This is a genomic window from Desulfobacter vibrioformis DSM 8776 (assembly GCF_000745975.1).
Taxonomy (GTDB): domain Bacteria; phylum Desulfobacterota; class Desulfobacteria; order Desulfobacterales; family Desulfobacteraceae; genus Desulfobacter; species Desulfobacter vibrioformis.
The window spans coordinates 14,315-39,937 of sequence record NZ_JQKJ01000023.1; the positions used below are offsets into that span (position 1 = coordinate 14,315).

Here is a 25,623-nt window from a genome sequence, read left to right on the forward strand (position 1 = left end):
GAGAATATCATATGCTCAGTATACTGAAAAACAGATTTGAACAAGGATACAAGACCAACCGGTATCCCGAAGAACAGGTCAAGATATTTCCCCGCTACCGAGGCAAACCCGTTATCCAGAATAATATTCATAGGGAGACCCTTGAAACCTGTGCCGCATCCTGCCCCCAGGATGCCATAGATGTGCAGAATCAAAAGATCGACATGGGTCGGTGCGTATTTTGCGGGACCTGCGAGAATATCTCCAACGGGCAGATCCGGTTTACCAATGACTATGAAATTGCCACATCCAAGCGGGCAGACCTGATAACATCAGGCGATCTTCCGGCCCTGGCCGAGCACGCCAAACAGCACTTCAAAAAACTGTTTGGACGCTCCCTGCAATTGCGCCAGGTGTCGGCGGCTGGCTGCAATGCCTGTGAAGCAGACCTCAACGTTCTGGCTACCCCGTTTTTTGACCTGGCCAGATTTGGCATCAACTTTGTCGCCTCCCCCCGTCATGCCGACGGGATTGTGGTCACAGGCCCGGTATCCAGGAACATGAAAACAGCCCTGCTCCAGACCTATGAGGCCACACCGGCGCCAAAGGTGGTCATTGCCGTGGGCTCATGCACCATCAGCGGCGGTCCTTTCACCGGAAGCCCTGAGATCACCGAAGGTCTGGACAAAATCCTGCCGGTAGATCTGTTTATCCCGGGGTGCCCGCCCCACCCCATGACCAACCTTCACGCGCTGCTTTCCTTTTTTAAATAATTCGAGGGGGGATGAACCACAAAATTTCTTCTATGCTTTTTGCTCGTTCTCATACTGTTTTCCTGTTTCAGGAGAATTAAGCCCTGGCCAGAACAAGGACGGATACACTGGCAGCCCCGGCATCCACAAGGGTCTGGGCCGCGGCATTGCAGGTAGATCCAGTGGTGAACACATCATCCACCAAAAGGATGTTTTTACCTTTGATAAGGCCAGGCTCAGGGCAGGCAAAGGCCCGGGCCAGATTCTTTTTCCGGGCCGTGTGGTCAAGGCCGGTCTGGCTGACCGTTGCCCGGACCCTGGCAAGACAGCGGATGTCAATGCGCCATGGTGCTGGCCGGCCACAGGCATCCTTGTACAGCCGGGAAAAATTTCGGACAAGGAGATAGGACTGGTTGAATCCGCGCTTTCTGGCCTTTGAGATATGAAGGGGAATGGGCAGGACCAGATGAAAACGATTCATGTCAAAATGGGTGGCAAAGGCCTGGAACAGGTGGCGTTCAAGGGGACGGGCCAGGCTGAGCTTTGACTGGTATTTAAACAATCCCAGGGCTTTTTGTATTAAATCCTTATAGATAAATGCGGCCCGGACCCTCTCCATGACCATGGGGGTTTTCAGGCAGGCTTCACACAGATGGTCAGGCCCGGATTCAAAACCCCGGCCGCAGGCAGGGCAGAAGGGATGATCAAACACCGGCAGCGTCTGCCCCAGGCACCCGTGGCAAAAGCATACGCTTAACGGGTTATCAGTGTTTTTTTTAATATATTTGCCGCATCCCAGGCATTTGTCCGGAAATACCAGGGCGCAAAACCTCAGCCCCATGGCTTTGACCAATTTTTTTATCATCAGGCATTGAGACCCAGGCGCTGGCGCCGGGCCTCGAACATGGCAATACCGCCTGCCACAGACGCATTCAGGGAGGTAATATGGGTTTCCATGGGAATGGACAAAATAAAATCACAGGCTTTTCTGACCCCGGGCCGCAGCCCGGTGTGCTCCCCCCCCACCACAAGGACCAGGTTACCGGTAAGATCTGCCTCAAAAAGGCCTTTATCCGCACCGGCATCCAGGCCGGACACCCAGGCCCCATATTTTTGAAGGTCCCGGATCAGAACGGAAATATTGGTGGTTAAAAAAATGGGAGCATGCTCCATGGCCCCGGCTGAACTGCGCGAGACACCCGCAGACGGCAGGGCACAGCGGTCTTTTGGCATCACAATGTAATCAACACCGGCACACAGGGCCGTGCGGATCAATGCACCGGTATTCTGGGGATCTTCAATGCTTTCAAGAATAAGCGCAAAAAACGGATCTGTCCGGGTTTCAATCTGTGTGAGCAGGGTGGATGCCGGTTGAACCGGAAAGGAAGAGGCCCTGGCGGCAATGCCCTGGTGACGGCCCAAACCCGCCAGCCGGTCCAGTTCCCCACCGGCCAGGGTTTGGATTGGCACTCGTTTTTCACCGGCCAGGTCTGCCACGGCTTGTACACGTTTATCAGACCGGTTTTCATGCACCATGATGGATTCAAATTTGCGGCGGCCGGCTTTCAGGGCTTCAAATACCGAATGATATCCGTAAAGGATCTCTTTGTCCCCGGAATTCCGGTTTTCACTTTTTCGGCCCTGGCCACGGGGGGTGCGGCCCCGGCCCTGGGAATCGGGTTTGCCGGCCATCAGTTTGCAGTCTCCCTGTCAATAATGTCAATGAGTTCGGCAACCGCCTCATCCAGTACATCATTGACCACCACATGGGCGTAAAAGGATTTCTGGTCTATTTCCCCTTTTGCGTTATCCAAGCGCTTGCGGATCACCTCTTCGGCATCGGTTCCCCTGCCCCGCAGCCGCTGCTCAAGAATCTCTAAAGACGGAGGCATAATGAATATGGAAACCGGATTCAGGCCGGAATCCATAATCTGACGTCCCCCCTGGACATCGATATCCAATAGAACGCTTTGGCCTGCGGCAAGCTGGTTTTGAACAAAAAGTCCGGAAGTGCCGTAACAATTTTCGTGGACTTGTGCCCATTCCAGCATCTGGCCGGATGCCACCATTTCCATGAACTGTGCCTTATCCGTAAAAAAATAATCTCTTCCGTGGACCTCGCCCTGCCGGGGTTTCCGGGTGGTATGGGAAATGGAATATACCAGGCCGTGACACCGTTTCAGAACTGCGTTGACAAGGGTTGTTTTACCGGCTCCGGACGGTGCGGAAACAATGAAAAGTTTTGCCGCCATGTACTATTCCTCCTGGGGTGCTCCGGGATTTTGAATCAGGGATTCAAAGCGTGCGGAAACAGTTTCCGCCTGGATCGCGGACAGAATCACGTGGTTGGAGTCTGTCACAATGATGGCCCGGGTTTTTCTGCCATGGGTCGCGTCAATGAGGCGCCGGTCCTCCCGGGCTTCATCCTTGATCCGTTTCATGGGCGCCGAGTTCGGGGATAAAATCGCCACCACCCGGTCAGCCACCACAGTATTGCCAAAACCGATGCTTAAAAGTGGCTGTTCCATAGTTTTCCTTTTTTAATTTTATTCGATGTTCTGCACCTGCTCCCGTATTTTTTCCAACTCGGATTTCAGGTCTACCACGGCATGGGACAGGGTTGCATTACCGGCTTTGGAACCAATGGTGTTAAATTCCCGGTTAAACTCCTGGATCAGGAAATTAAGCTTTCTGCCCTGGGACTCATTTTCATCCATGACTTCCCGGAACATTTTAATGTGGCTGTGTACCCGGACAATCTCCTCGGACACATCACTTCTGTCCGCAAGAAGCGCTGTTTCCTGGGCCAGACGGACCGGATCAAAGCACTCCCCGTCCTCGGAGGTCAGCACGGCCAGGCGTTCCTTAAGCCGGGCCTTGTAAACTTCCGGTATGGTTCTGGCCTGTTCTTCAACGCCTTGCATGCGCTGTTCAATTCCTGAAATACGACGGGCTAAATCCTGGTACAGATTTTCCCCCTCGCTTTTTCGCATGCGGTCAAGGGCCTCAGCTGCGGTCCGGGCCGTGTCACCCAGGGCGGAGCGGATAAGTTCCAGGTTGATTTCAGGTTTTGCAGCCACAATGACCTGCTTTGCCCCGAGTACGGTTTCCAAAGCAATGCCACCGGAAAGGGAGAGGGTCTCCTGGACCGTCTTCAATGCGTTATAATAGGCTTTGGCCTTGATAATGTCCACCTCAAACAGGTCCTGCTCCAGGGACTGGTCCTCCAGATTCACCCGGATCTCTATTCTGCCCCGGGTATGGAACTGCCCCATGATTTTCTTAATTTCCTCTTCAAAGGGCTGGCAGACCTCGGGCAGATAAATCGAAAAATCAAGGGAACGGGAATTATAGGCGCGAACGGTCATGTCCACGGTCAGGGCATCCAGAGAGTGAGACACTTTGGCAAAAGCGGTCATGCTTTTTATCATACAATTATCCTTTTATGGCGTTTGATCATGCGCCTTAAGATCAACAAGATATTTCTGCCTCACCTGGCCTAAAAAATTCAGCACCGCATGGGAGGCATAATCCGGGTAAGTCCACTCCAGGGTTTTAAACCCCTTTTTGGTGTACATTAATGTCAAGTCTGCATAAATTTGCTGGCCAATGTAAATCCTGTGGGAATACTCCTTTCCCGTGGCCAGGATAAACCGGGAAGCCAGAAGATACCCCGGGTCAATGTTGATGGTTCTGTTGTTTTGCTCCAGGCAGTCGGATTCAATCCTGTTGGTGTCAAGTTTGATCGAAGCCAGGGCATCCTGTTCCATGAGCGGCTTGAATGCAATAAGTCTGCGAAACAAAGGTTCCCCCATTTCCCTGTAATAATAATCTGTGAAATCAAAATCCAGCCAGGGGGAGATCATGTCCACGGGACCGCCCACCCCTTCAAGGCGGGAAAAGACCGATTCGAAGACCCTCTTATCTTTCATGAAAACCGACATCACAAGCTTGGCCGGTGCAGGTTTTTTAGGCGTACTCATGGGTTAACGGGAATTTGTTTAACAGGGATTGCCTCGTCAATGAGCATAATGGGAATATCATCCCTGATTTCGTATTTAAGGGCACAGGCATTACAGACCAGCCCATCCTCGGCCGGAGTCAGTGCCACCGGGCCTTTGCATTTGGGGCAGACAAGAATTTCGAGCAGTTCCTTTGATACAGCCATGGCAGTATTTCCTTAGAAAATATATCAGATTTTTGAAGCCTGCATGGATTGCAGTTTATAATACGGGCCTTTTGCAGCCATCAGGTCATCATGGCCACCTTGTTCAACAATGGTGCCGTTTTTGAGCACAATGATCCGGGAGGCGTAATTTATGGTGGACAGCCTGTGGGCAATGACAAAGGAAGTACGGCCTGTCATCAGATTTTCCAAAGCCTTTTGCACAACTTGCTCTGCCTGGGAATCCAGGGCCGAGGTTGCCTCGTCCAGAATCAGCACCGGCGCATTTTTTAAAAGCGCCCTTGCAATGCAGATCCGCTGTTTTTCCCCCCCGGACAACCGGGAACCCAGCTCTCCGATTACGGTATCATATCCCCTGGGAAACCCGCAGATAAAATCATGGGCAAAGGCTGACTTTGCTGCCGCTTCAACAGCGTCATCATCTGCATCCATTTTTCCATACCGGATGTTGTCCCGCACGGTCTCGTTGAATAAAATAGGCTCCTGGGTCACAATGGAAATATGGTCCCTAAGGGAAGCTATGGTCAGGTCCCGGACATCGTGGCCGCCGACGGAAACACAGCCCCCGGTCACATCATAAAGCCTTGGGATCAGGTTCACCAGGCTGGTTTTTCCCCCCCCGCTCATGCCGACTAACGCCAGGGTCTCTCCGGGTGCAGCCTTTAAATTAATGTTCTTCAGGGCCAAAGACTCTTCAGGCCCGTAGGCAAAGGAGACGTTTTCAAACACCACCTCGCAGGATGATGCCTTAAGGGGCCGGGCATCGGCCTTGTCCACCACATCGTTCCGGGTTTCCAGCACATCAAACACCCTGGATGCGGCAGCCATCCCCTCCTGAATGGTATTATTCAGGGAGGACAATTTCTTCACCGGATCATAAAGCATCATCACGGCAGTCAAAAAAGAGAAAAACACACCGGGTGTGGATGTGCCGTTGACCACCCGCATCCCGCCGAACCAGACAACAAAAGCAATGCCCAACCCGCCTAAAAATTCCATAACCGGGGAGGACAACGCCCGTGTGATCACCTTTTTCATCTCCAGGCGGAACAGTTCTCCGGTCTTTTCCCTGAACCTGGCCGTTTCAAAGGCCTGAAGATTGAATATTTTGATGATCTTTACCCCGGAAAAGGTTTCATGCAGAAAGGAATTCAGATCTGCCATGGTTTCCTGGGACCCTGTGGAAAACCGCCGGATTCTTTTACCAAACAGGACAATGGGATAAAAGGCAATGGGCAGTACAATAAAGGCGCCCAAGGCAAGTTTCCAGTCCCGGTAAAAAATAACAAACAAAAACGCCACAACGGAAAAAGAATCCCGGAACAAACTGATGACGGCAGTGGACACCATGCCTTTAATCACATTGACATCATTGGTGATCCGGGACATGAGCACCCCGGTTTTTTCCTTGTGGATATATGCAATGGGCAAATTCATGATTTTTTCATAAAGGCGGTCCTGGAAATCGCGGATAATACGCTGTCCCACATGATTCATCAGGTATTCCGACCCGTATGAACCAGCACCTTTCAGAAAAAACACCAGGATGGCAAGACCTGGGATAAGCAATAACTTGGTACTGTCCTTGGCAATGAAAATATCATCAAGCACCGGTTTAACCAGCAGGGCCATGGTACCGTTGGCGCCTGCCACCACCACCATGCAGAACGCGGCCAGGGCAATTTTTTTCCAGTGTGCAGACACCATCCGGATAATCTTTTGCCTGCGTTCCTTGGACAATTCGTTTTTTATTGATTTCATGGGCAGGGACAATTGCTTTACAGATTTTGTTGTCAAGTATCAAAAAACATGAGAGCATAGCCTCCCATGACAAAGTGTGCTTTTATACCCAATATTTTCAGATTTTACAATATCCTGTGGGATGCGGCCCTGCCTTTTTTAAAACAGCACCCAAGGCTTGCACCAACCTTTGACAGGCGCATCAATCCGGTTCACCTTCAACCGGCAGATATCTGGATCCAGGCAGCATCGGCCGGGGAGGCTTACCTTGCCGTATCCATCATAAAGGCACTTAACCCGGACAGGCCGGTCACCATGCTTTTGACCACAACCACGGATCAGGGCATGAAAATTCTGACACAAGAGCTGTTGCCAGAAGAATTTTCACACCATATCCGCCTGTGCTTTGATATATTCCCCTTTGACAGCCCAAAGGCCATGAACAACGCAGTGCAACGGGTTAATCCTGCGGTTATGGTTCTGCTGGAGACAGAATTGTGGCCGGCACATCTTTATGCCTTAAAAAGAAATCACACCAGTGTATTGATCATCAACGGCAGGTTATCCAGGAAAAGCGGCCGGAATTACCGGCTCACCAAAGCGTTCTGGCAATCTTTTGCCCCGGAGCGCATCCTGGCCATCTCTGCCAAAGACGCCCAAAGATTTTCCCAGGTATTTCCCCACACCTGTATTGGGACCATGGACAACATCAAATTTGACCGTATGACGGTTCAAAAAACGCCCGGTAAAGTTTCCGCTTTAGCTGCAATTGTGCCCAGGGAACTGCCCCTGTCTGTTTTTGCCTCCTTCCGCCGCCAGGAAGAACCGCAGATCCTTGACATGGTAAAAACCTTGTTAGAAGAGGTGCCCAACCAGGTCATCGCCCTGTTTCCCCGGCATATGCACCGGATAGCCCCATTTTTAAAAAAACTGAATAAAACCGGCCTCAATGTTTACCAAGGCTCACAGATATCATCGGTTCTAACCGGCCCGGCCATTATCCTGTGGGACAGATTCGGAGATCTTCACCAGGCATACAGCCATGCCGACGTGGTCTTTGTCGGCGGAAGTCTTGCGCCCCTGGGGGGGCAGAATTTCATGGAACCCGCAGCCTTAGGCATTCCCACAATCACAGGCCCCCACTGGCAGGATTTTGCCTGGGTGGGAAAAGAAATATTCAGGACTGGTGCCGTAACCCGGTGTAACAACTGGCAGCATGCGGTTAAAACCATGTGCAGCCACCTGGTAAACTCCGGAAGCAGAAAAACCCGTATTGACGCGGTGAGCCGTTATATTTCACAAAAACAGGGCGGGGCACAGACCGCTGCAGACGCAATTCTGACGTCATGGGAGGCAAAACAGCCTGGCGCCGTGGCTGGCCGGAAAAAATCACGCCGGTCATCCGGGGATACTCTCCCCCTGACATACTGAATGAAGGCAGGGGCTGAAAAAAAGCTGCAATGCCCCGCACAGGCCAGAAAACCCGCTTTCGCCTTAAAGCTGTTTTTTCTTGATGGCGATGGCGATGCAGACACCGGCCCCGATCCAGGTAACACCGAGGCCCAGCACCATCATGACAATGGCGGAAGTCGTCATTTTTCTCCTCCTTGGACGGTAAGGTTGATAATGATGCTGAGGAGGATGATACCGCCCACCATGCACCAGCCAAATACGAACAAGGCCAAAGACGGATATCCTCCGTATGGGGTTTTAATGTCCCCGATAAGATTGGAGATGCTCATATAACCGAGAACGGCCGGGGTGATGATCTTAAGACAAAAGGCCCATAACGTCCCGACTTTGAAATCACTGGTCAGGTTGATGATTCCCTTAAACCCGTCAAGGCCGCAGATCCAGGCCAGGAATATGATCTCCACAAGCCCCCCGGCCAGCACACCGAAATTATTGATGAACCGGTCCACGATATCCAGAACCAGCAGTCCCGAATGTGAGGCAAACACGATCCCGCACAGGATGCCGATGCCGCAATAAAGACTGGCCGCAATTTTGCGGCTGATGCCAAAACGGTCAATGAGCGCTGAAACCGAGACCTCACAGACGGATACCATGGAACTTAAGCCTGCAAAAAGCAGGGCTGCAAAGAACAGGGTACCGAAAAATACCGGACCGGGCAGGCTGTTAATGGCCGTGGGAATGGTGACAAAAGCCAGGCCCACACCCGAGCTGACCACTTTATCAACCCCCACGCCCTGTTGGAAAGCCATGTTCCCCAGGACCGAGAAGACCATGATTCCGCAAAGGATGCTGAATCCGCAATTGCAGAACGCCGTGATAAAACCGTTGTTGGCCATGTCCGAATCCTCGGGCAGGTAGCTTGCATAGGTGAGCATGATGGCAAAGCCAATGGAAAGACTGAAAAAAAGCTGGCCATAGGCCGCGATCCATACCTTGAAGTTCAAAAGCGCCGAGAAATCGGGTTTAAACATCCAGTTCAAGCCTTCTTTCGCCCCGTCCAGGGTTACGGCCCGGGCTGTGATGATCAGAACCATGATAAAAAGCAGGGGCATAAAAATTTTGCTGGCCGATTCAATCCCTTTTTTCACACCACTGAAAAGCACCCCCCAACAAATAAACCAGGCGCAAAGAATAGCCCCGAATATGGGCCATCGGATGCCATTAAAGGCAAAGGGTGTGTCTGAAAGCTGAAGATAGGTTTTAAAAAAGAAATTTGCAGGATCCGCTCCCCAGCCCCGGGTAAAGGCCAGGACAAAATAGGAGATAGACCAGCCCACGACCGCCACATAATAAATGGATATAATAAAGGCGACCAGAAGCTGCCACCAGCCCAGCCATTCCCAGCGACCTGACAGGCTCCTGAAGATATTGGGAACCGAGGTCTTGAATTTATGCCCCACGCCGAATTCCAGAATCAGGAAAGGAATGCCTGCTGTGAGCATGGCAAAAAGATAAGGGATAAAAAAGGCGCCGCCTCCGTTTTCATAAGCAACATAAGGAAACCGCCAGATATTCCCTAAACCGATGGCCGACCCGATAGCCGCGAGGATAAAGCCGGCCCGTGTTCCCCATTGTTCTCTTTTGTGCATACATCAACTTCTGTTTGTAAAATAATTAATTAATAAAACAAGTTAAAAGACTTGGGGTAAATACAAATTTTAAACCCTGAAGTCAAAGAAAAATTCAGACCTTGAACTATTTTATCAAGTCCCAAATCCAGCACCTGGGAAATCTGGCTGATCCCCCCCTGGAAAAGAAGCGAAAAACGCTGGCACGTTATTTCACCAAGACGAAAAACGGGCTGAATTATGCGGAAACGCATCTTGACAAGCGCAGCCACAGTCCGTCCCGGCATGACATGGCAATATCGCCTGTCTGAAATCCATTCGCGATCTTTTCGCAAAGCTTCCCGTCCTGACAAAAAAATTCAAGGCCGGGTACAGGCGCATGAAAAAAAGAATTGGGCTGGCCTTAGAGCTGCAATCTCATTATCATGAAATTTCGCTTCGATTCCCTAATTACCAAACAGGCTCTTAACCAACCCGCTGTCGATTCCGGATCTTTCGTGTTGACAAGCGTTTAAACAAATCGTATGCATTTGCCAAAATTAAAAATCGGTTTCCAGGTATATGGGCATAAAGCTGGGCAAAAAGCCGGTTTGGTAACCCTTGAAATCAATTAACCACAAAAGGAGAAACAGAGATGATGAGAAGATGGTTTTTGGCCGTATTAATTCTGGGAACAACCGTTCCCGCATTTGGCGGCGGTATTGACAACAAGCAGAACTTTTCAGCGGCATATGTCGGCAGCCTCAGCCGCAATGCCGCAACAGACGGTGCGGATGCCGCAGCGTACAACCCAGCCGGCCTGATGCAGCTCAAAAACGGGACCTACCTGGAAGTCGATCTCCAGCCATTTACCTTTGACTATGACCATGAATTCAACGGGGAAACCCAAACCGCCAGTCCCAACCTGATCGCCCCCATGGCCTTCGGGGTTCACAAACGGGAAAAATGGGCCGTCTGGGGGGCTTTTACCATTAACGGCGGTGGCGGGGAGACCGAATACGAGCACGGTAATATCATCACCCAAACCGTTGAGAACCGCCTAGGAGGGACGATTTCCCAGCCCTATGCCTACGCCAAAAGCTATGACTACACCTTCACGGCAGGCGTTTCCTACGATTTTCACCCCATGGTCTCCGTTGCCGCCGGGGCCAGGTATGTGATCACCGACAAGGAAGTGGAACTCCACGGCACCCATTCCGGCTTAGGTTATATCCTGGCCAAATACGAGCAGGAAGCCGACGGTTTCGGCGGGGTGATCGGTATCGACATCCACCCTTCTGACAAGCTCAACATCGGTATCCGGTATGAATCAAAGGTCAAACTGGACTGGGACACGGATACGGGCGGATCAACCCCATTCGGTAGCGTCCTTCTCGGACAATTTGGCCGGGTAAACGGCCAAAGCTATGCCAGGGATCTTCCGGCTGTGCTGGCCCTCGGTCTTGAGTGGAAAATCCTTCCCAAGCTCACCCTCAAACCCTCATTCACCCTCTACTTTGAAAAAGATGCGGACTGGGATACCCAGAATGACGCCGTGGACGGCAACTCCTTTGATCTGGCCCTGGCCCTTCAATATGATGTCAACGCGGACTGGTCCCTGACAGCGGGTTATTTTATATCGACGTGGACATGAAGCCTGAAAACTTCGGCATCATTGAGCAGATGAGTCCGCCCCTTGACTGCCATGCCTTTGCCCTGGGGGCAAAATACAGGATGACGGAGCAAATCACCCTGACCCTGAGCGCTGCCGGATACTTCTACCAGGATGCCACCGCTCCCGCAACCCTTGTAAGGCCCGAAGTCACCTACGACAAAACCCTGTACCAGGGAGGTATCGGTATCCAGTATCGATTCTAATCGGCCGGGAGTCCACAGGAGGCCGTTGTCCTATAACGGCCATGACCTGGCGAACACAACAGACTATGAAAAACATTTTAACCACAGAACACGCGGAAATCACAGAACTCTATCTTCAGTGCCTTCTGTGATTTTCGTGGTTAAAATTTTTCATACAAAAAAACAAAAAAGCGACGGCCTCAACCTTCTGACGCAAGCCATCCCCAATTCACCCCTTGACCAGTATTTGACACGTCATGGCGTATGACAGTAAAAAACCACATGCGGTCCGGGTACGAACCATGACAAGATTAATAAATTGACAGGGTCGCTGAGACGGGTTAATTTCTATACAATTATAGTGGTTGAATTTAAGGCTTTCCGGAAACTGAAGGAAGCTTTTTTGTGAAGAATCAGAATCAAAACAAGGCAGCCTATGAACATTACAAATTCCATCGTCCAAAACAAGGTTCTGCTGATTACCGTTGCCATGCTGCTGGTTTTAGTAGAACTCGAAATTTTCTTCGTTTTTTCTGCAAAATCCGGAGCAAAACATACCCTGCAGGTTCTGAATGATTCGGGAGCAGTCATTTACGAAACTGATGGAAAGAATTTAACCCAGTTTAAAAAGTATTATTTTGAATCAACTTTCGGTCCCTTTGAAAATTATAAAAAAAAGCTGATCACCCGGACAGTGCCTTTTCCGTTCAGGGCCTGGTTTGCCACGGCTATTGGCCTCCCCTTGGGATTTACGCTTTTGTTTGCCTTTATTATATCAGCCTTCACAACGCTTTTCGGCAAAAAGCAAAATGAGCCCCCGGAAACCAAGAAGGCGGACGATGCACCCAAGGGGAAAATGGATCAATTTTTAGCCCATATCAACCGTATGAATATTTTTATGATTGGTCTAGGCATTTTTTTGGTTGTTCTTGCCTCCTGGGTGCTGCCCAATCTGGTTTCCATCATCGGTAAAACCGGTCTTGAAATCATTGACCGGTACCGATGGTTTTTTGCCGTTTCCGGCATTGCAGTTCTTTTGATTTTTGCCTGGTTTCTTTACTTACGATATCTTCTGGCCAAAAAGGCCCTGGAAGCAGAAACCCATATCCGGGAGTATCAGTTAAACCTGAGCAGATTGCCCGGACCTGAACCGTCCATCCTTGAAATCGAAAATAAATCTGATCCAGATATGCTGAAGAAGGTCTTTGATCCAGATGATTAACATATGATCTGTTTTGCTTTTAGCTTCTTCAAAGAATGTTAATCGGCGTTATTACCCCGCTTGTGGAAACCGCTAAAGGCACGGGATAATTGTATTCTCCAATATCGACCCATCCACCGGTATTATATATTTCCATGTTTTCATCGATTTCTTTATTGATAAAAGGGGTTGATGCAGGTGCATGGGTATGGCCGAAGATAAGCTTGGAAAACCGCTCTACCGAGGGCTGTTCTTTTGCTATGGATGCCACTGACATGGCGATAAAATCTTTCAATTTATTTACACGCGCATTGATAAATTTTATGTCATAGTCAGGATAATATTGGTTGCTGAACGCTTTTTTCAAAATTACGTTGATAATCAAATCACATAATCCATCTGCTAAATCTTCCGTCCACCCTTTGACGCCAATTTTCGCAAACAACTCTTTAAGCAGTTTGTCTATCATAGGTTTAAGTCCGGTGAAAAGTTTGGCTTTCAATGAAGAGTCATAAAGCTTATCAACCAGGTTATATCTGCCCATCTGGGACCATTGGTAGTTCCAGAATTCCGTCACTGTTGAATTCAATTTTTCAAGGTCACCAAGATTCATCGTATATCCCACCGTCTCAAAGATGAATCCCATATAATCCGTTACCAGCAGCCAATCGTCATCAAATAAATGGCCGTGGGTTGCCAGTATGGTTTCTCTATTGTTATCAACACCTTCTTCGTAGAAAAGATAAAGATTGGGATAAACAGTGGAAATAGGTATGCGAGCCGATGCCGTCAGGCCTGAGACAATATCGTTTGGACCAGAAAAAATGGGATCGCCTCCCATCTTAAGCGTCGAGGAGGCAAGATCCAGATACCCGGGTATCACTTGCGGATAAGGTATAATCTTGTTCGGGATTGTTTCCGGTTGTTGAGCTTTTTCAAAAATTTTTTTTAAAGGTTCCTCAACACATTTATTGCTTTGAAGCATTCGCCATATATGATGATCATGGTTGCCCGGTATATAAATAATTTCCTCAAAATATTTCTCAAGTCCAATCGAATTGAAAAATTTAAAGGAAAGGTCGAAAGAATACTCCATGGGTTGAACAGCAAGATCCCAATTATCACCCATAATAATCAGGTATTTAATTTTATTGTCGCCGTTTTTAACGTCATATTGTTCTTCCAATTTGCCCAGGAAGGTTAAAAACTCCTTGCGAACATATACATTCTCAGCAATATTTTTATAAAATCCTAAGTCATTGATATCAACTTTTCCACTCACGCCACCAAGATTCTCACCAATGTGAAAGTCAGAAATACAAACTGCAACGGCCTTGTTATTTCCCATGATACTCCTCCTTTGTATTTAAAAGATTGGCTGAAAACCACATTGAGACGCGTTAACAGACGGATAATTAGGATAAGAAAACGAACAAGTTGATCTGTGATTTTCGTTTATGTTTGTATCATTGAGCTGAACAGATATCTATCGGGGAAACCCTTAATTTTTGATGTTTTTTTTTATGTTGCTCAAGAATCAATTTAACAAGAGATCAAACATCCCGGGTCTTGTAGAGGGCTACTCATACACCGTATGGCGCCGGGGATCAAAGGCTTCCCGGATGCCTTCGCCGATAAAGGTGACAGCCATCAGCGTCACCACAAGGGCGGACACCACGGCAGCGGAAATCCACCAGGCATCCATGTTCTGCCAGCCCTGGGATAAAAGTTCTCCCCAGGAGGGCGTGGGCGCAGGCAGGCCGAACCCCAGGTAGTCCAGGGAGGTTAAGGCCACAATGCCGCCGGAAATGGCAAAGGGCGCATAGGTAACGATCACGGATATGGTGTTGGGAATAATATGCCTGAAAATAATTCTCATGTGCGAAGCGCCCAGGGACCGGACCGCAAGAATATATTCGCGTTCCTTTTCCCGGTAGGTCATGGTGCGCATTACCCAGGTAATGGAAATCCAGCCGAAAAAAGCCATGATCAGAATCAGGATCATGAAACTTGGCACCACAATGGAGGAGATGATGATGATCACGTACAGAAACGGGATATTGCTCCAGATCTCAATGACCCGCTGGAAAAACAGGTCAAATTTTCCCCCGAAATAGCCCATGGCACAGCCCAGGGATATCCCCACAGTATAGTTAAAAAACAGCAGGCCCAGGGAAAAAAGAATGGCCGTGCGAAACCCGTACACAAGACGGGCCAGCACATCGCGGCCCACATTGTCCGTGCCCAGGAAATGCCGGAGGGAAAACGAAGGCGGAAACGGGGGGTATTCATTGAGGCGCAGGTCATTTTCATAGGGATTATACGGCACCGGCGGCATAATCACATAGCCTGCCCCCCCTTCCCTGTCCATTTTCTGTTTCAGTTCCCGGTAATTGGTCTCATAGGAATAATCCAGGCCAAAGGTTGTCCCCGGGATCATATCTCTATAGGTGGGAAAATAAAACTCGCCCTGGTAACAGACAACGAGGGCTTTGGAATTAATAAACACTTCGGCAAAAAAAGAGATAAACATCAGGACCAGAAGAATCACAAGGGACCAGAACCCCCTTTTAACACTGCAAAAGCGCCGGAACTGTGCCTTTGTCACCGGGTTCAATAATGCCATACCATACGCCTTAAGTTCGTGCCTGAGTGAAAACCCGTGTTCAGGCGGCTCGTTAGATAGATGTTTGGACGAAAAGTTGCCCAGATGCAACGCGGCAGATGGGTGACTTTTCGTTCAAACACTATTTAAATCTAACCCGTGGGTCTACCAGGGCCACACACACATCAGACAAAATATTTCCCACCATGAACAGCAGGGATGAAATCACAAGTATCCCCATCACCACCGGGTAATCCCGGTCCAGAATGGACTCATACCCGAGAAGGCCCATGCCGTCGATATTAAACACCTTTTCAATGAGAAACGATCCCATCAGAAGAATGGAAATATTGTTGCCGAAACTGGTGGCAACGGGGATCAGGCTGTTGCGGAGGGCATGGCGGAAGATGGCCTGTTTAAAGCTCAAGCCCTTGGCAATGGCCGTGCGCACATAATCGGCAGACAGGTTGTCCATGAGCGTATTTTTCATCAAAAGGGTCATCACGGTAAAGGAGCCCATCACATAGGAGAGAAGCGGCAACACAGTATGCCATGCCACATCCCTTATTTTTTCCCCAAGCGTCATATCGGTGAAATAATCGGAGGCCAGCCCGCCCAGGGGAAACAGATCCATGCGGGAGGCAAAAAGCACCAGCATGATGACACCGGCCACCCAGCCCGGGATGGCGTAGCCTGTAAAAATAATCCCCGAGGTTATATTGTCAAACCCGCTGTTGTGGCGCACAGCCTTGGCCACACCCAGGGGAATACAGACGCCGTAGATGAGTACCATGCTCAATACCCCGAAATAAAGTGATATGGGAATGCGCACTTTAATCATGTCCCACACCGGGTCCTGGTACCGGGTGGACCGGCCCAGATCTCCCTTGAGCACCTTGAAAAGCCAGAGCCCATAGCTTTGGAGCACAGGCTTGTCAAATCCGTAATAGGCTTCAAGTTTTTTGATCTGGTCATCGGACAAAGGCTGGCCCTGGCCCACCATGGCCCTGGAACGGCCCCCCTGCTCACCTGTCTGCATGGCCCTGGTTTCGGCAATGATGCGATCAATGGGACCGCCGGGCACAAAGCGGGTGATGGTGAACACCATAATGGTGATGCCGATGAAGGTGGGGATCACTAAAAGGAGCCGTCTGATAAAATACGCTGTCACAGAATAGAAACACCCTCTATTTTCCAGTTTCCAGGTGCTTGCCCGACACCGTGTCAAAAACAGATGCCAGGGCCTTGTCCAGAAACTCGGGGTTGGTGCCGCCGGCCTGGGCCATGTCCGGCCGCCCGCCGCCACCGCCACCCACGATACCGGCAGCGGTTTTAACAATATCACCGGCCTTGAAGGTCTTGGTCAAATCGCTGGTGACCATGGAAATAAGCAATGCCTTGCCGTTGGATTCAGTACCCAGCAGCAGCACGCCCGAGCCCAGTCTGGTTTTGAATTTGTCCGCCAGATCCCGAAGCTGGGATGGATTTTCAATGTCCACCCGTTTGGACAGAACCTTGACCCCGTTGATCTCCTTGATATTGTCATCAATGTCTTCAACGGATTTAGACGCAATTTTGGCCTTGAGCGCAGCCAGCTCCTTTTCCACGGCCTTTTTCTCAGCCACAAAAGTTTCAAGCCGCTCCGCCACATCGTCCCTGGCACTTTTCAGGACACCTGCCACCTTTTCCAAGGCAGATTGATCGGCATGGACTGTTTCAAGGGCAGCAAGCCCTGTCACCGCCTCAATACGGCGCACACCCGAGGCAATCCCCCCCTCGGACAGGATGCGGAACAACCCGATGTCGCCGGTGGCGCGGGTATGGGTTCCCCCGCACAGTTCCTGGGAAAAATCCCCCTGGGAAACCACCCGGACCACATCCCCGTATTTTTCCTCAAACAGGGCTGTAGCACCGGCCCGGACCGCTTCGTCCATGCCCATCTCCTTTGTTGTGACCGCATGGTTCTCAATGATATGGGTGTTGACGTATGTTTCAATGGCAGCAAGCTCTTCGGGCGTAACAGCGCTGAAATGGGTGAAGTCGAACCGCAGCCTGTCCGGCGTCACCAGGGAGCCTGCCTGCTTGACGTGGTCGCCTAAAACATTGCGAAGCGCTGCATGCAGGATATGGGTGGCTGAATGGTTTGCAGCCGTGGTCCGGCGAAGTCCTGCATCCACCTTGAGGGTAAATGTATCGCCTTTTTTGCAGGTCCCCTTGACGACCTTTCCCTTGTGGATAAAAAGACCTGAAGGATCTTTGACCGTATCTGTGATCTCAATGGTGCAGGCTTCATTTTCAAACAGGCCCCGGTCCCCTGCCTGGCCCCCGGATTCAGCATAAAATACGGTTTCAGGGGTGACCACTTCAATTTCGTCACCGGCATTTGCCGTCTCAAGTTCAGCATCATTCTTGACCATGATGAGCAGATCGCTTTGCATCTCAATGGCGTCATAGCCTTTGAATACGGTTTTCACACCTGCCGAGGTCAAGGGTTTATAGGCTTCGCCCACACCTGCAAATTTTTTCTTGGACTTGGACCTGGCTTTCTGTTCAGCCATGGCCGCATCAAACCCGTCCAGATCCAGGCCAAGATCCATCTCCTTGACATGGTCCTGGATAATGTCCACAGGAAACCCAAAAGTATCGTAAAGCTTGAAGATCACCCCGCCCGGGATAATTTTCTCATTTTTCTTTCCAAGATCCTCAATCGTTGCCTCCAAAAGCTTCATGCCGGTTTCAAGGGTTTCAAGGAATTTTTCCTCTTCGTTTTTCACCACGTTGAGGATAAAGGCGGCAGAGTCTTTCAGTTCCGGATAGGCTTGGTCCATAATGGAGAACACGGTCTGAACGGTTTTGTGTAAAAAGGGTTGGGTCAGCCCGATGCTGCGCCCGTACCGGATGGCCCGGCGCATGATCCGGCGAAGCACATAACCGCGGCCCTCGTTGGAAGGCAGCACCCCGTCACAGATCAAAAAAGCACAAGATCTTGAGTGGTCGGCAATCACCTTCATGGCCACTTCCACTTCCTTGGATTCCCCCCGTTTTTTACCTGCCAGCTCCCCTACCCGCTCCATGATGGGAACAAAAAGGTCAGTATCATAATTTGTGGGTACGTTCTGGAGTACGGAGATAATGCGCTCAAGGCCCATGCCCGTATCAATACTGGGTTGGGGCAACGCCGTCCTGGTGCCGTCTTCACTTCTGTCAAACTGCATGAACACCAGGTTCCACAACTCCAGCCACCGGTCGCAGTCACAGCCCACAGCGCAGTTGGGATCATCACACCCGAATTCTTTGCCCCGGTCAATGTGGATCTCGGAACAGGGGCCGCAGGGCCCGGTGTCACCCATGGCCCAGAAATTATCCTCGTCACCTAACCGGGAGATACGTTCGGCAGGCACGCCAACCTGCTTATGCCAGATTTCAAAGGCCTGGTCATCATCTTTATAAATAGATACATGGAGTTTATCCGCATCAAACCCATACCCGTTGGTGAGCAGGTCCCAGGCAAAGGCAATGGCCTTTTCCTTGAAATATTCGCCAAAGGAAAAATTGCCCAGCATCTCAAAAAAGGTATGGTGGCGCGCCGTGTATCCCACATTCTCAAGGTCATTGTGCTTGCCCCCGGCCCGCACGCATTTCTGGGCAGTGACCGCCGTTGAATAATCGCGTTTTTCATCGCCTGTAAAAACACGCTTGAACTGCACCATACCGGCGTTGACGAACAACAGGGTGGGATCATCCTGGGGTACCAGGGACGACGAGCGCACATGGCGGTGGTTATGTTTTTTAAAATATTCAAGGAAAAGTTTCCTGGCTTCATTACCTGTCATAGTAGTATTGGCTCCTGCTAACTGTACCGGTTAGGCTTCCGGCACACTGTCCTTTCCGGTGTCGGCTGCAGTTTTGGCTGCATCGGATCCGGCAATTCCAAGTTCGGTTCTCACCTTAAGTTCAATGGCATCAAAAATATCGGGATTATCAATTAAAAAGGCCTTTACGTTTTCCCGTCCCTGTCCGATGCGTTCTCCGTCAAAAGAATACCAGGACCCGCTCTTGTTCACGATATTCAGATCAACCCCCATGTCCAGAAGGTCACCGGTCCTGGAAATACCCTCCCCGTACATGAGGTCGAATTCAACATTTTTAAACGGGGGGGCCAGTTTATTTTTCACCACCTTGACCTTGGTCCGGGAGCCGATCACATCCTCGCCGTTTTTGATTGCAGTGGCCCTTCTGATCTCAAGGCGCATGGATGCGTAAAATTTCAAGGCATTGCCGCCGGTGGTGGTTTCCGGGTTCCCGTAGACCACGCCGATCTTCATACGGATCTGGTTGATAAAGATCAGGGTGGTGGCGGTTCTTCCTATTGTTGCGGTCAATTTACGCAATGCCTGGGACATCAGCCTTGCCTGCAGTCCCATGTGGGAGTCGCCCATTTCGCCTTCGATTTCCGATCTGGGCACAAGGGCGGCCACCGAATCCACGACCATGATATCAATGCCGCCGCTTCGCACCATCATATCGACAATTTCAAGGGCCTGCTCACCGTTATCGGGCTGGGAAACCAGAAGCTCGTCACAGTCCACACCCAGCCGCTTGGCATAGGCCACATCCAGGGCGTGCTCGGCATCGATGAACGCGGCAATACCGCCCTTTTTCTGGGCCTGGGCCACGGCATGGAGCGCAAGGGTTGTTTTGCCGGAAGATTCCGGGCCGTAAATCTCAATGACCCGGCCCCTGGGATATCCGCCCACACCCAGAGCCTTGTCCAGGGCAAGGGAACCGGACCGGATCACAGGCACGGCTTCCACCTCCCGGCCACCCAGCTTCATGATTGAGCCTTTGCCGAACTGGCGCTCAATCTGAGTCATGACGGTCTGGACAGCTTTTTCCTTTTCCTTGTTTTTTTCCATCGCGTTTTCCTCCTAAATCACACCATAAGGCAGATTGCTTTAAGCAGGAAAGCAGCCAGCACTCCTGCCATTAAATCATCCAGCACAATACCGGCCCCGCCGGAAAAAGTTTTTTCAAACCAGCGGACCGGAAAAGGCTTTACTATATCAAAACATCTGAAGGCGATAAAGCCTGCGGTCAACGTGAACAGGGTCACAGGCACCAGGGTCATGGTCACACAAAAACCGGCCATCTCATCAATGACCACAGCACCCGGATCTTTACCGCCAATCAGGATTTCAGCCTCCTGGGAGATCCAGACCGAGAAAAGTATCACGCCCACCAGAAACAGGGCCGCAGCACCGGGCGGACACACCGTTGCCAGCCACGCCGTGATGCCGATCAGCGGCAGGCCCCCAAGGGTGCCAAAGGTCCCGGGGGCAACAGATATACGTCCCAGGCCAAACCCCGTGGCAATGAAAAGTATGACTTTTTTCCCCATCAGATGTATCCTTTCCCGGTCTTTTATAACCGCCCTGTTTGTCTGTCAAGGGGATTTGATTCAGCCAGGATCCGCTCATATACCTGATAAAAGGGCAATTCATGTTCCCGGGCAATGCGTTTGCAGTCATCGTATTCCGGCATGATCCGGGCCTGGCCGTCCGGATCTGTGATCTTTTTGGCGGCAATTTTGCCAAGACTTGTCTCAACCACCACAGGTTCGCGTCTTAAAATCATCCGGTCGCAAAGATGGTACCGCACCCCGATGGTTGTGGTCTCGGACAGCAGGACAGCTGCAAGCGCCTGGTGCTGCTTCTCTCGGCAAATCACCTCAATGCGGGTGGCGGGCCGGTTTTTTTTCATGAATGCCGGTGTAAAACTGACATCCAGCGCCCCTTTGTCCATGAGGAGGTCCATGACAAAGCCAAGACTCTCCGGACTCATGTCATCCACATTGGTATACAGCACATAAACCTGGTCTGACAGGATGTTCTCCCCGCAATTTTTTACGGCAGCAACACAGGGAGCGCCCAGCACCAGGCGCAGAAGATTGGGAACAGATGCGCCGGTGTCGCGTTTGCCGGCCCCGTACCCGACCTTTTCAATCTGCATGTCCGGCATAGCCCCGAACTGCGGGGCCAGGGTTGCCACAATGGCTGCGCCCGTGGGCGTGACAATCTCGGTTTTGGCGTCAGATCCTGTCACTTCAAGGCCCTTGAGTATGGCCACCGTGGCCGGAACCGGCACGGGAATGGTGCCATGGGCGCATGTAATGGTCCCTGATCCCAGGGGAACCGGCGTTGCCGCCACCTGGTCCACCCCCAGGTAATCCAGGGCCAGAAAGCTGCCAATGATGTCCACCAGACTGTCAATACCGCCGATTTCATGGAAATGGACGGTTTCAATGTCCTTTCCGTGGATATGGGCTTCGGCCCGGGCAATGTGTTGAAAGGCTGTCAGGGCATTGGCCCGGACAGGTTCCGGCAGGTCCGCAGATTCGATCATCTGCCGGATGTGGGTATAATGGCGATGGGTGACATGATCGGTCACATCCACATACAGGTTGACGGCCCGCAGATGGTGCCGGAACACAATTTCAGTACGCAGGTCAAACCCGTCCAGAACAACTGACAGTTTTTTCTTGAGCCAGTCCACGGGCACACCAAGATCCACCATGGCCCCTAAAAACATGTCCCCGGCAATGCCTGCCATCATATCAAGATAAAGAATCATTTCGCCGCCTTTCCCGTTGCATGGATTTGAAGGATCTCAAGGACCAGTTCGGCACAACTGACCATATCTTTAAGTGCAATGGATTCTTTAAGGGTGTGCACATCTGTCATGCCTGTGCCGATAACGCCTGCGGCAATACCTTTGCCGAAAAAGACATTGGCATCAGCCGCACCGCCGCTTGTTTTACAGGCCAGGTTTCGGCCCAGGTTTTCAGCAGCTTTCTGGGCAAGCTTGATCATCACATGATCTTCGGGGATGTTGGTATGGGGAAAGTCATTTTCCACAATCATTTCCACCCGGGGGAGTGCGTCTCCATCGGCCTGAAGTTCAGCCATGGTATTTTTAAAGGTGGAGACAATGGTGTGTGTGACCTTGTCGAGTTTTCCAGGATCATGGGACCGGGCTTCGCCGTGAATTTCCACATATTCAGGCACGATATTGGTGGCAGCCCCGCCGGAAATAAGCCCAAGGTTGCAGGTGGTTTCCCCGTCAATGCGGCCAAGCTCAAGTTTGGCAATGGCGCAGGAAGCCGCATAAATGGCAGAGATTCCGTTTTCCGGAGAACTTCCGGCATGGGCGGCCCGGCCGTAAATTTTTGCACTGATCTTGTTGGCCGCAGGTGCCCGGTTCACAATACCCTGGGTGTCCACGGCATCCAGAATGTATCCGAATTTTGATTTGAGCAGGGTGCAGTCAAGGTGCTTGGCCCCTAAAAGCCCCTGCTCCTCACCCACCGTCATGACCACCTCAACAGGGGGGCACGGCAGGTTATTCTCTTTGACAACCTGCATCACCTCAAGGATGATGGCAAGGGCGGACTTATCATCGGAACCCAGGATGGTGGTGCCGTCACTTCTGAACACCCCGTCCTCAAACATGACGTTAACCCCTTTGCCCGGCACCACCGTGTCCATATGTCCGGAGAGCATCACCGGATCAACCTCTGTATTGCCTTGAAATGCAGCCAAAAGGTTGCCGCAGTCACCGTTGACTTTAGCACCAGCGTCATCAAACACCACGATTGCCCCAAGGTCTGTCAGTTCCTTTTCAAGCACCCTTGCGATCAGGGCCTCGCTGCCGGATTCGGAATCAATCCGGGCAAAGGCTTCAAACCGCTGCCCCAGTCGTTCTTCATCAATCATCTTTCATCCTTTATAGATTTAAGGCCCACCAAGACCATTTAAACAAATGGGGTAATATACTAGAATTTATTAGGGAATGCCAGTCCCTGTTCAATGTCATAAACTTAAGCATTGCGTATTTTATTTCACCATGAAGGACATGAAGAGCATGAAGAATATATGCCGGGAAATCAATCTTCATGTCCTTCATGCTCTTCATGGTTTTAATTCGGAAGCATCTTAACTTTATGACATTGAGTCCCTGTTAACAGATCCCCGGGGCTAACGCATGTAAGCATTCTGAATTTTTCGTCGGGATCCAGGGCATCAGGAACAATATGATTACGGAGCCCTGCCTTGAATACGAACAAAAATCCGGCGCACAATTCTGTGGCATTTATTTCTTCCGGGCTCCTATCGATTAAGCCATATTAATCAAAACACAACGATAATCGATAAATTTTTATTGACAAAACAGAACATTCTTATAGTATTGTCAGCAGCTATGGAAATGAACCTTCCGGTACTAGAGTCTGTGGAGTAAAACAATGAATAAAAATGATTCAACATATATCCGGCAACTCACTTTCTGGTTGCGCTTTTTAATTCTGGCAGCGAGCATCATGACAGTAGCCGAGGATACACTGAGTTTTTTCACTGATAAACCGATTGCCCTTTTTATCGATGACACGTTGTGGACCAAGCCGATTTCAAGTTTCGCCATCCAAGACCGATTGGTGCTTTTCGGCATCCTGAATGTAAAAACAATGATGTGGCTGATCGCTCTCTATCAAATCTGGAAGTTATGTCAGCTCTATCGCCACACCATTTTTTTCACGGTTCAAAATGCCCGTTGCTTCGCCAATATCGGCAGAGCACTGGTCGGAATGGCGGTATTGGACACACTGATTGTTCCCCTGTGTGGTGTTTTTATGAAATCCCAAGGTATTATAGCAAAAATGCCGGATATAAATATATTCATGCCAGAGATTGACCTGCTGGCCGCTGGCATTTTTTTTGGGTTAGTCTCTAAAATTATGGAACGTGCAGCTGTCATGCGGGAAGAGGCTGATTTTACAATTTGACGATGAACAGTAGATTGACAAGCTAAGGGGGCAGGCGTGCCGATTGTAGTCAATTTAGATATTATCTTGGCAAAAAGGAAAATGCGTGTTTCACAGTTGGCGGAACGGATCGGGATCGCTTTACCAAACCTTTCAATTTTAAAAACAGGGAAAGCAAAAGCCATTCGGTTTTCAACCCTTGAGGCCATATGCGAGGCCTTGGAATGTCAACCCGGAGATATCCTGGAATATGCCGGTAATGATTCTCTCCCGGATAAAAACTAAACAAAAAAATCAATTTTACAGGATGGGTACCTTGCCCCGGTATTTTTAAACGTGGTTAAAGTGAAGAAACGTTCAGATTAAAACCACGAAATATAGTACTCTAATATCTTCGTGAACTTCGTGTTCTTCGTGGTAAAATAAAATCTCAATGCTTAAAGTTTATGGCATTGCCTAATGAGGCTTCATGCAGATGTTTGTCCCGCCACATCACTTGATCAAAGCGATTTACGTCAAAGACTCCAGCGAATAGATGGCTTTATGACCTTCTTTTCCTGAACAGCATCCTGTCCCGTATTTCTGCATTCGACACCCTGAATTTAGTAATCAATGAGGTCAGTAAAGCCTTCCGAACCATATCCCAATCAGGATAAGCCATCTTGATCACCATCGTTCTGCCTATTGAGCCCATTAAAAAACATAATGATAATCGATAATTTTTTATTGACAAGCATAATATTTTTATAGTATTTTCCGCAGCTATAAAAAAGACAGCCCCTATGATTAGCGTATTTAGAATATCAACCGGGGGGCTCTAATGGAATTGCCGGCGATGATTTTCTCCCGGATAAACCCTGAACAGAAAAATTAATTTTAACAGAAGAGGAAAACACTGATGAAACATATGATACGGATACTGACTATGCTTATTCTGCTCAGCAGCGCTGCAGCGGCTAATGATCTGTCCGGATACGGCGTATCACTGGGATATGGCCCGTCCAAGGATGATATTGATATCTACAGGATCGGACTGCTGAAGGCGTGGGATGTCAGGTGGCTTGAAAATCCAACAGGATGTGTGACAGGCTATTTCGAGGTGTCTTACAACCGTTGGGAAGCCGACGGAGAAACAACCAACGGCGTCGCTTTTTCCCCTGTGTTGCAGTACACCTTCAACACCCGTATTTCACAATTTCATCCCTATGTGGAAGGTGGTATCGGCATCGCGTATATTGACGATTACGTCATAAAAAACAGGAATCTGTCTTCCAACCTGCATTTTGAGGACCGAATCGGGGCAGGGATCAGGTTTCGCCACCTGGACCTCAACTTCAGGTATCTGCACTATTCCAATGCAAGCCTCAAAGAACCCAATGATGGAATCGATATTTTTATGGGTACCTTGTCCTGGTATTTTTAACGTGATTAAGGCCCTGGACCGGAATAAAACCGTCCAAAATAT

The 25,623-nt window shown here is 50.0% G+C and carries 27 protein-coding genes; 9 read left to right on the plus strand and 18 right to left on the minus strand.

Features of this window, described 5'->3' with window-relative positions; genetic code table 11:
• Window positions 1-11 precede the first annotated feature (11 nt).
• Window positions 12-752 (plus strand): NADH-quinone oxidoreductase subunit B family protein, encoded by a 741-nt coding sequence (locus tag Q366_RS14280; RefSeq protein WP_035240183.1) that lies wholly within the window; start codon window positions 12-14, stop codon window positions 750-752.
• A 76-nt stretch (window positions 753-828) separates the two neighbouring features.
• On the opposite strand, the gene Q366_RS14285 is transcribed toward Q366_RS14280, so the two are convergent.
• From Q366_RS14285 to Q366_RS14320, 8 genes are read right to left on the minus strand one after another with little or no spacing between them, the layout of a single operon-like run.
• Window positions 829-1,596, minus strand: a complete 768-nt coding sequence (locus Q366_RS14285) for a ComFC family protein (RefSeq protein WP_035240185.1) — start codon at window positions 1,594-1,596, stop codon at window positions 829-831.
• Entirely contained in the window at window positions 1,596-2,423 is an 828-nt protein-coding gene (gene rlmB / locus Q366_RS14290; RefSeq protein ID WP_051958070.1) for a 23S rRNA (guanosine(2251)-2'-O)-methyltransferase RlmB, read from the minus strand. The genes Q366_RS14285 and rlmB overlap by 1 nt, the downstream gene beginning before the upstream one ends.
• Window positions 2,423-2,983: a guanylate kinase gene (gmk, locus tag Q366_RS14295; protein ID WP_035240187.1), complete on the minus strand. Its 561-nt coding sequence runs from the start codon at window positions 2,981-2,983 to the stop codon at window positions 2,423-2,425. The genes rlmB and gmk overlap by 1 nt, the downstream gene beginning before the upstream one ends.
• A 3-nt stretch (window positions 2,984-2,986) precedes the next feature.
• Window positions 2,987-3,259 carry a DUF370 domain-containing protein gene (locus tag Q366_RS14300; RefSeq protein ID WP_035240189.1) on the minus strand — a complete coding sequence of 91 codons (273 nt, stop codon included), beginning with the start codon at window positions 3,257-3,259 and terminating at the stop codon, window positions 2,987-2,989.
• 18 nt (window positions 3,260-3,277) lie between these two features.
• Window positions 3,278-4,162, minus strand: coding sequence for a YicC/YloC family endoribonuclease (locus Q366_RS14305; RefSeq protein ID WP_035240190.1), 885 nt, complete (start codon window positions 4,160-4,162; stop codon window positions 3,278-3,280).
• A gap of 12 nt (window positions 4,163-4,174) precedes the next feature.
• A complete protein-coding gene (locus tag Q366_RS14310; protein ID WP_035240192.1) occupies window positions 4,175-4,714 on the minus strand; it encodes a DUF4416 family protein in 540 nt (179 codons plus the stop codon).
• Entirely contained in the window at window positions 4,711-4,899 is a 189-nt protein-coding gene (locus Q366_RS14315; protein ID WP_035240193.1) for a Trm112 family protein, read from the minus strand. The genes Q366_RS14310 and Q366_RS14315 overlap by 4 nt, the downstream gene beginning before the upstream one ends.
• 24 nt (window positions 4,900-4,923) lie before the next feature.
• The gene (locus tag Q366_RS14320) at window positions 4,924-6,678 is read right to left on the minus strand and encodes an ABC transporter ATP-binding protein (protein WP_035240195.1); all 1,755 of its coding nucleotides are present in this window, start codon (window positions 6,676-6,678) and stop codon (window positions 4,924-4,926) included.
• 66 nt (window positions 6,679-6,744) lie between these two features.
• Here Q366_RS14320 and Q366_RS14325 point away from each other — a divergent pair, with 66 nt between their 5' ends.
• On the plus strand, window positions 6,745-8,088 hold the full coding sequence (locus Q366_RS14325; RefSeq protein ID WP_084691840.1) for a 3-deoxy-D-manno-octulosonic acid transferase: 1,344 nt from the start codon (window positions 6,745-6,747) through the stop codon (window positions 8,086-8,088).
• A gap of 63 nt (window positions 8,089-8,151) precedes the next feature.
• Here the strand turns inward: Q366_RS14325 and Q366_RS21335 are convergent, their stop codons facing one another.
• Both Q366_RS21335 and Q366_RS14330 read right to left on the minus strand, forming a co-directional pair.
• Entirely contained in the window at window positions 8,152-8,253 is a 102-nt protein-coding gene (locus tag Q366_RS21335) for a MetS family NSS transporter small subunit (protein WP_156968184.1), read from the minus strand.
• Entirely contained in the window at window positions 8,250-9,722 is a 1,473-nt protein-coding gene (locus Q366_RS14330; RefSeq protein ID WP_035240196.1) for a sodium-dependent transporter, read from the minus strand. The genes Q366_RS21335 and Q366_RS14330 overlap by 4 nt, the downstream gene beginning before the upstream one ends.
• A 101-nt stretch (window positions 9,723-9,823) precedes the next feature.
• Here Q366_RS14330 and Q366_RS14335 point away from each other — a divergent pair, with 101 nt between their 5' ends.
• The 4 genes from Q366_RS14335 (at window position 9,824) to Q366_RS14350 (ending at window position 12,759) form a co-directional block, all read left to right on the plus strand.
• A complete protein-coding gene (locus Q366_RS14335) occupies window positions 9,824-10,012 on the plus strand; it encodes a hypothetical protein (RefSeq protein WP_035240199.1) in 189 nt (62 codons plus the stop codon).
• Window positions 10,013-10,335: 323 nt separating this feature from the next.
• Window positions 10,336-11,334: an OmpP1/FadL family transporter gene (locus Q366_RS14340; protein WP_245619973.1), complete on the plus strand. Its 999-nt coding sequence runs from the start codon at window positions 10,336-10,338 to the stop codon at window positions 11,332-11,334.
• Entirely contained in the window at window positions 11,331-11,558 is a 228-nt protein-coding gene (locus tag Q366_RS22000) for a hypothetical protein (RefSeq protein ID WP_245619974.1), read from the plus strand. The genes Q366_RS14340 and Q366_RS22000 overlap by 4 nt, the downstream gene beginning before the upstream one ends.
• A gap of 415 nt (window positions 11,559-11,973) precedes the next feature.
• The gene (locus Q366_RS14350) at window positions 11,974-12,759 is read left to right on the plus strand and encodes a hypothetical protein (RefSeq protein WP_035240205.1); all 786 of its coding nucleotides are present in this window, start codon (window positions 11,974-11,976) and stop codon (window positions 12,757-12,759) included.
• Window positions 12,760-12,787: 28 nt separating this feature from the next.
• Here Q366_RS14350 and Q366_RS14355 read toward each other — a convergent pair whose 3' ends face one another.
• The 8 genes from Q366_RS14355 to Q366_RS14390 all read right to left on the minus strand — a co-directional run bounded on the left by Q366_RS14355 (window position 12,788) and on the right by Q366_RS14390 (window position 23,115).
• Window positions 12,788-14,086: a metallophosphoesterase family protein gene (locus Q366_RS14355; protein WP_035240208.1), complete on the minus strand. Its 1,299-nt coding sequence runs from the start codon at window positions 14,084-14,086 to the stop codon at window positions 12,788-12,790.
• Between the two features lie 231 nt (window positions 14,087-14,317).
• Window positions 14,318-15,364: an ABC transporter permease gene (locus Q366_RS14360; RefSeq protein ID WP_035240211.1), complete on the minus strand. Its 1,047-nt coding sequence runs from the start codon at window positions 15,362-15,364 to the stop codon at window positions 14,318-14,320.
• A gap of 121 nt (window positions 15,365-15,485) precedes the next feature.
• A complete protein-coding gene (locus Q366_RS14365; protein WP_035240214.1) occupies window positions 15,486-16,514 on the minus strand; it encodes an ABC transporter permease subunit in 1,029 nt (342 codons plus the stop codon).
• 16 nt (window positions 16,515-16,530) lie between these two features.
• Window positions 16,531-19,176, minus strand: coding sequence for an alanine--tRNA ligase (gene alaS, locus Q366_RS14370; protein ID WP_035240217.1), 2,646 nt, complete (start codon window positions 19,174-19,176; stop codon window positions 16,531-16,533).
• A 30-nt stretch (window positions 19,177-19,206) separates the two neighbouring features.
• Window positions 19,207-20,259 (minus strand): recombinase RecA, encoded by a 1,053-nt coding sequence (gene recA, locus Q366_RS14375; protein ID WP_035240219.1) that lies wholly within the window; start codon window positions 20,257-20,259, stop codon window positions 19,207-19,209.
• Window positions 20,260-20,276: 17 nt separating this feature from the next.
• Entirely contained in the window at window positions 20,277-20,741 is a 465-nt protein-coding gene (locus Q366_RS14380; RefSeq protein ID WP_035240221.1) for a phosphatidylglycerophosphatase A family protein, read from the minus strand.
• Window positions 20,742-20,764: 23 nt separating this feature from the next.
• Window positions 20,765-21,973 (minus strand): nickel pincer cofactor biosynthesis protein LarC, encoded by a 1,209-nt coding sequence (gene larC, locus Q366_RS14385; RefSeq protein WP_035240223.1) that lies wholly within the window; start codon window positions 21,971-21,973, stop codon window positions 20,765-20,767.
• Complete coding sequence (locus Q366_RS14390; RefSeq protein ID WP_035240225.1) at window positions 21,970-23,115, minus strand: M20/M25/M40 family metallo-hydrolase; 1,146 nt, start codon at window positions 23,113-23,115, stop codon at window positions 21,970-21,972. The genes larC and Q366_RS14390 overlap by 4 nt, the downstream gene beginning before the upstream one ends.
• Before the next feature lie 527 nt (window positions 23,116-23,642).
• On the opposite strand from Q366_RS14390, the gene Q366_RS14395 reads away from it, so the two are divergent.
• The 3 genes from Q366_RS14395 to Q366_RS14405 all read left to right on the plus strand — a co-directional run bounded on the left by Q366_RS14395 (window position 23,643) and on the right by Q366_RS14405 (window position 25,581).
• Window positions 23,643-24,179: a DUF2975 domain-containing protein gene (locus tag Q366_RS14395; RefSeq protein ID WP_035240227.1), complete on the plus strand. Its 537-nt coding sequence runs from the start codon at window positions 23,643-23,645 to the stop codon at window positions 24,177-24,179.
• 36 nt (window positions 24,180-24,215) lie between these two features.
• On the plus strand, window positions 24,216-24,443 hold the full coding sequence (locus tag Q366_RS14400; RefSeq protein WP_035240229.1) for a helix-turn-helix domain-containing protein: 228 nt from the start codon (window positions 24,216-24,218) through the stop codon (window positions 24,441-24,443).
• 613 nt (window positions 24,444-25,056) lie between these two features.
• Window positions 25,057-25,581 (plus strand): acyloxyacyl hydrolase, encoded by a 525-nt coding sequence (locus Q366_RS14405; protein ID WP_035240231.1) that lies wholly within the window; start codon window positions 25,057-25,059, stop codon window positions 25,579-25,581.
• Window positions 25,582-25,623 lie beyond the last annotated feature (42 nt).

What these genes read in the sequence shown, in the direction of transcription:
- Q366_RS14280 (WP_035240183.1), top strand. Translation starts at nt 12, where the DNA reads ATGCTCAGTATACTGAAAAACAGATTTGAACAAGGATACAAGACCAAC.
- Q366_RS14285 (WP_035240185.1), bottom strand. Translation starts at nt 1,596, where the DNA reads ATGATAAAAAAATTGGTCAAAGCCATGGGGCTGAGGTTTTGCGCCCTG.
- rlmB (WP_051958070.1), bottom strand. Translation starts at nt 2,423, where the DNA reads ATGGCCGGCAAACCCGATTCCCAGGGCCGGGGCCGCACCCCCCGTGGC.
- gmk (WP_035240187.1), bottom strand. Translation starts at nt 2,983, where the DNA reads ATGGCGGCAAAACTTTTCATTGTTTCCGCACCGTCCGGAGCCGGTAAA.
- Q366_RS14300 (WP_035240189.1), bottom strand. Translation starts at nt 3,259, where the DNA reads ATGGAACAGCCACTTTTAAGCATCGGTTTTGGCAATACTGTGGTGGCT.
- Q366_RS14305 (WP_035240190.1), bottom strand. Translation starts at nt 4,162, where the DNA reads ATGATAAAAAGCATGACCGCTTTTGCCAAAGTGTCTCACTCTCTGGAT.
- Q366_RS14310 (WP_035240192.1), bottom strand. Translation starts at nt 4,714, where the DNA reads ATGAGTACGCCTAAAAAACCTGCACCGGCCAAGCTTGTGATGTCGGTT.
- Q366_RS14315 (WP_035240193.1), bottom strand. Translation starts at nt 4,899, where the DNA reads ATGGCTGTATCAAAGGAACTGCTCGAAATTCTTGTCTGCCCCAAATGC.
- Q366_RS14320 (WP_035240195.1), bottom strand. Translation starts at nt 6,678, where the DNA reads ATGAAATCAATAAAAAACGAATTGTCCAAGGAACGCAGGCAAAAGATT.
- Q366_RS14325 (WP_084691840.1), top strand. Translation starts at nt 6,745, where the DNA reads ATGACAAAGTGTGCTTTTATACCCAATATTTTCAGATTTTACAATATC.
- Q366_RS21335 (WP_156968184.1), bottom strand. Translation starts at nt 8,253, where the DNA reads ATGACGACTTCCGCCATTGTCATGATGGTGCTGGGCCTCGGTGTTACC.
- Q366_RS14330 (WP_035240196.1), bottom strand. Translation starts at nt 9,722, where the DNA reads ATGCACAAAAGAGAACAATGGGGAACACGGGCCGGCTTTATCCTCGCG.
- Q366_RS14340 (WP_245619973.1), top strand. Translation starts at nt 10,336, where the DNA reads ATGATGAGAAGATGGTTTTTGGCCGTATTAATTCTGGGAACAACCGTT.
- Q366_RS22000 (WP_245619974.1), top strand. Translation starts at nt 11,331, where the DNA reads ATGAAGCCTGAAAACTTCGGCATCATTGAGCAGATGAGTCCGCCCCTT.
- Q366_RS14350 (WP_035240205.1), top strand. Translation starts at nt 11,974, where the DNA reads ATGAACATTACAAATTCCATCGTCCAAAACAAGGTTCTGCTGATTACC.
- Q366_RS14355 (WP_035240208.1), bottom strand. Translation starts at nt 14,086, where the DNA reads ATGGGAAATAACAAGGCCGTTGCAGTTTGTATTTCTGACTTTCACATT.
- Q366_RS14360 (WP_035240211.1), bottom strand. Translation starts at nt 15,364, where the DNA reads ATGGCATTATTGAACCCGGTGACAAAGGCACAGTTCCGGCGCTTTTGC.
- alaS (WP_035240217.1), bottom strand. Translation starts at nt 19,176, where the DNA reads ATGACAGGTAATGAAGCCAGGAAACTTTTCCTTGAATATTTTAAAAAA.
- recA (WP_035240219.1), bottom strand. Translation starts at nt 20,259, where the DNA reads ATGGAAAAAAACAAGGAAAAGGAAAAAGCTGTCCAGACCGTCATGACT.
- Q366_RS14380 (WP_035240221.1), bottom strand. Translation starts at nt 20,741, where the DNA reads ATGGGGAAAAAAGTCATACTTTTCATTGCCACGGGGTTTGGCCTGGGA.
- larC (WP_035240223.1), bottom strand. Translation starts at nt 21,973, where the DNA reads ATGATTCTTTATCTTGATATGATGGCAGGCATTGCCGGGGACATGTTT.
- Q366_RS14390 (WP_035240225.1), bottom strand. Translation starts at nt 23,115, where the DNA reads ATGATTGATGAAGAACGACTGGGGCAGCGGTTTGAAGCCTTTGCCCGG.
- Q366_RS14395 (WP_035240227.1), top strand. Translation starts at nt 23,643, where the DNA reads ATGAATAAAAATGATTCAACATATATCCGGCAACTCACTTTCTGGTTG.
- Q366_RS14405 (WP_035240231.1), top strand. Translation starts at nt 25,057, where the DNA reads ATGAAACATATGATACGGATACTGACTATGCTTATTCTGCTCAGCAGC.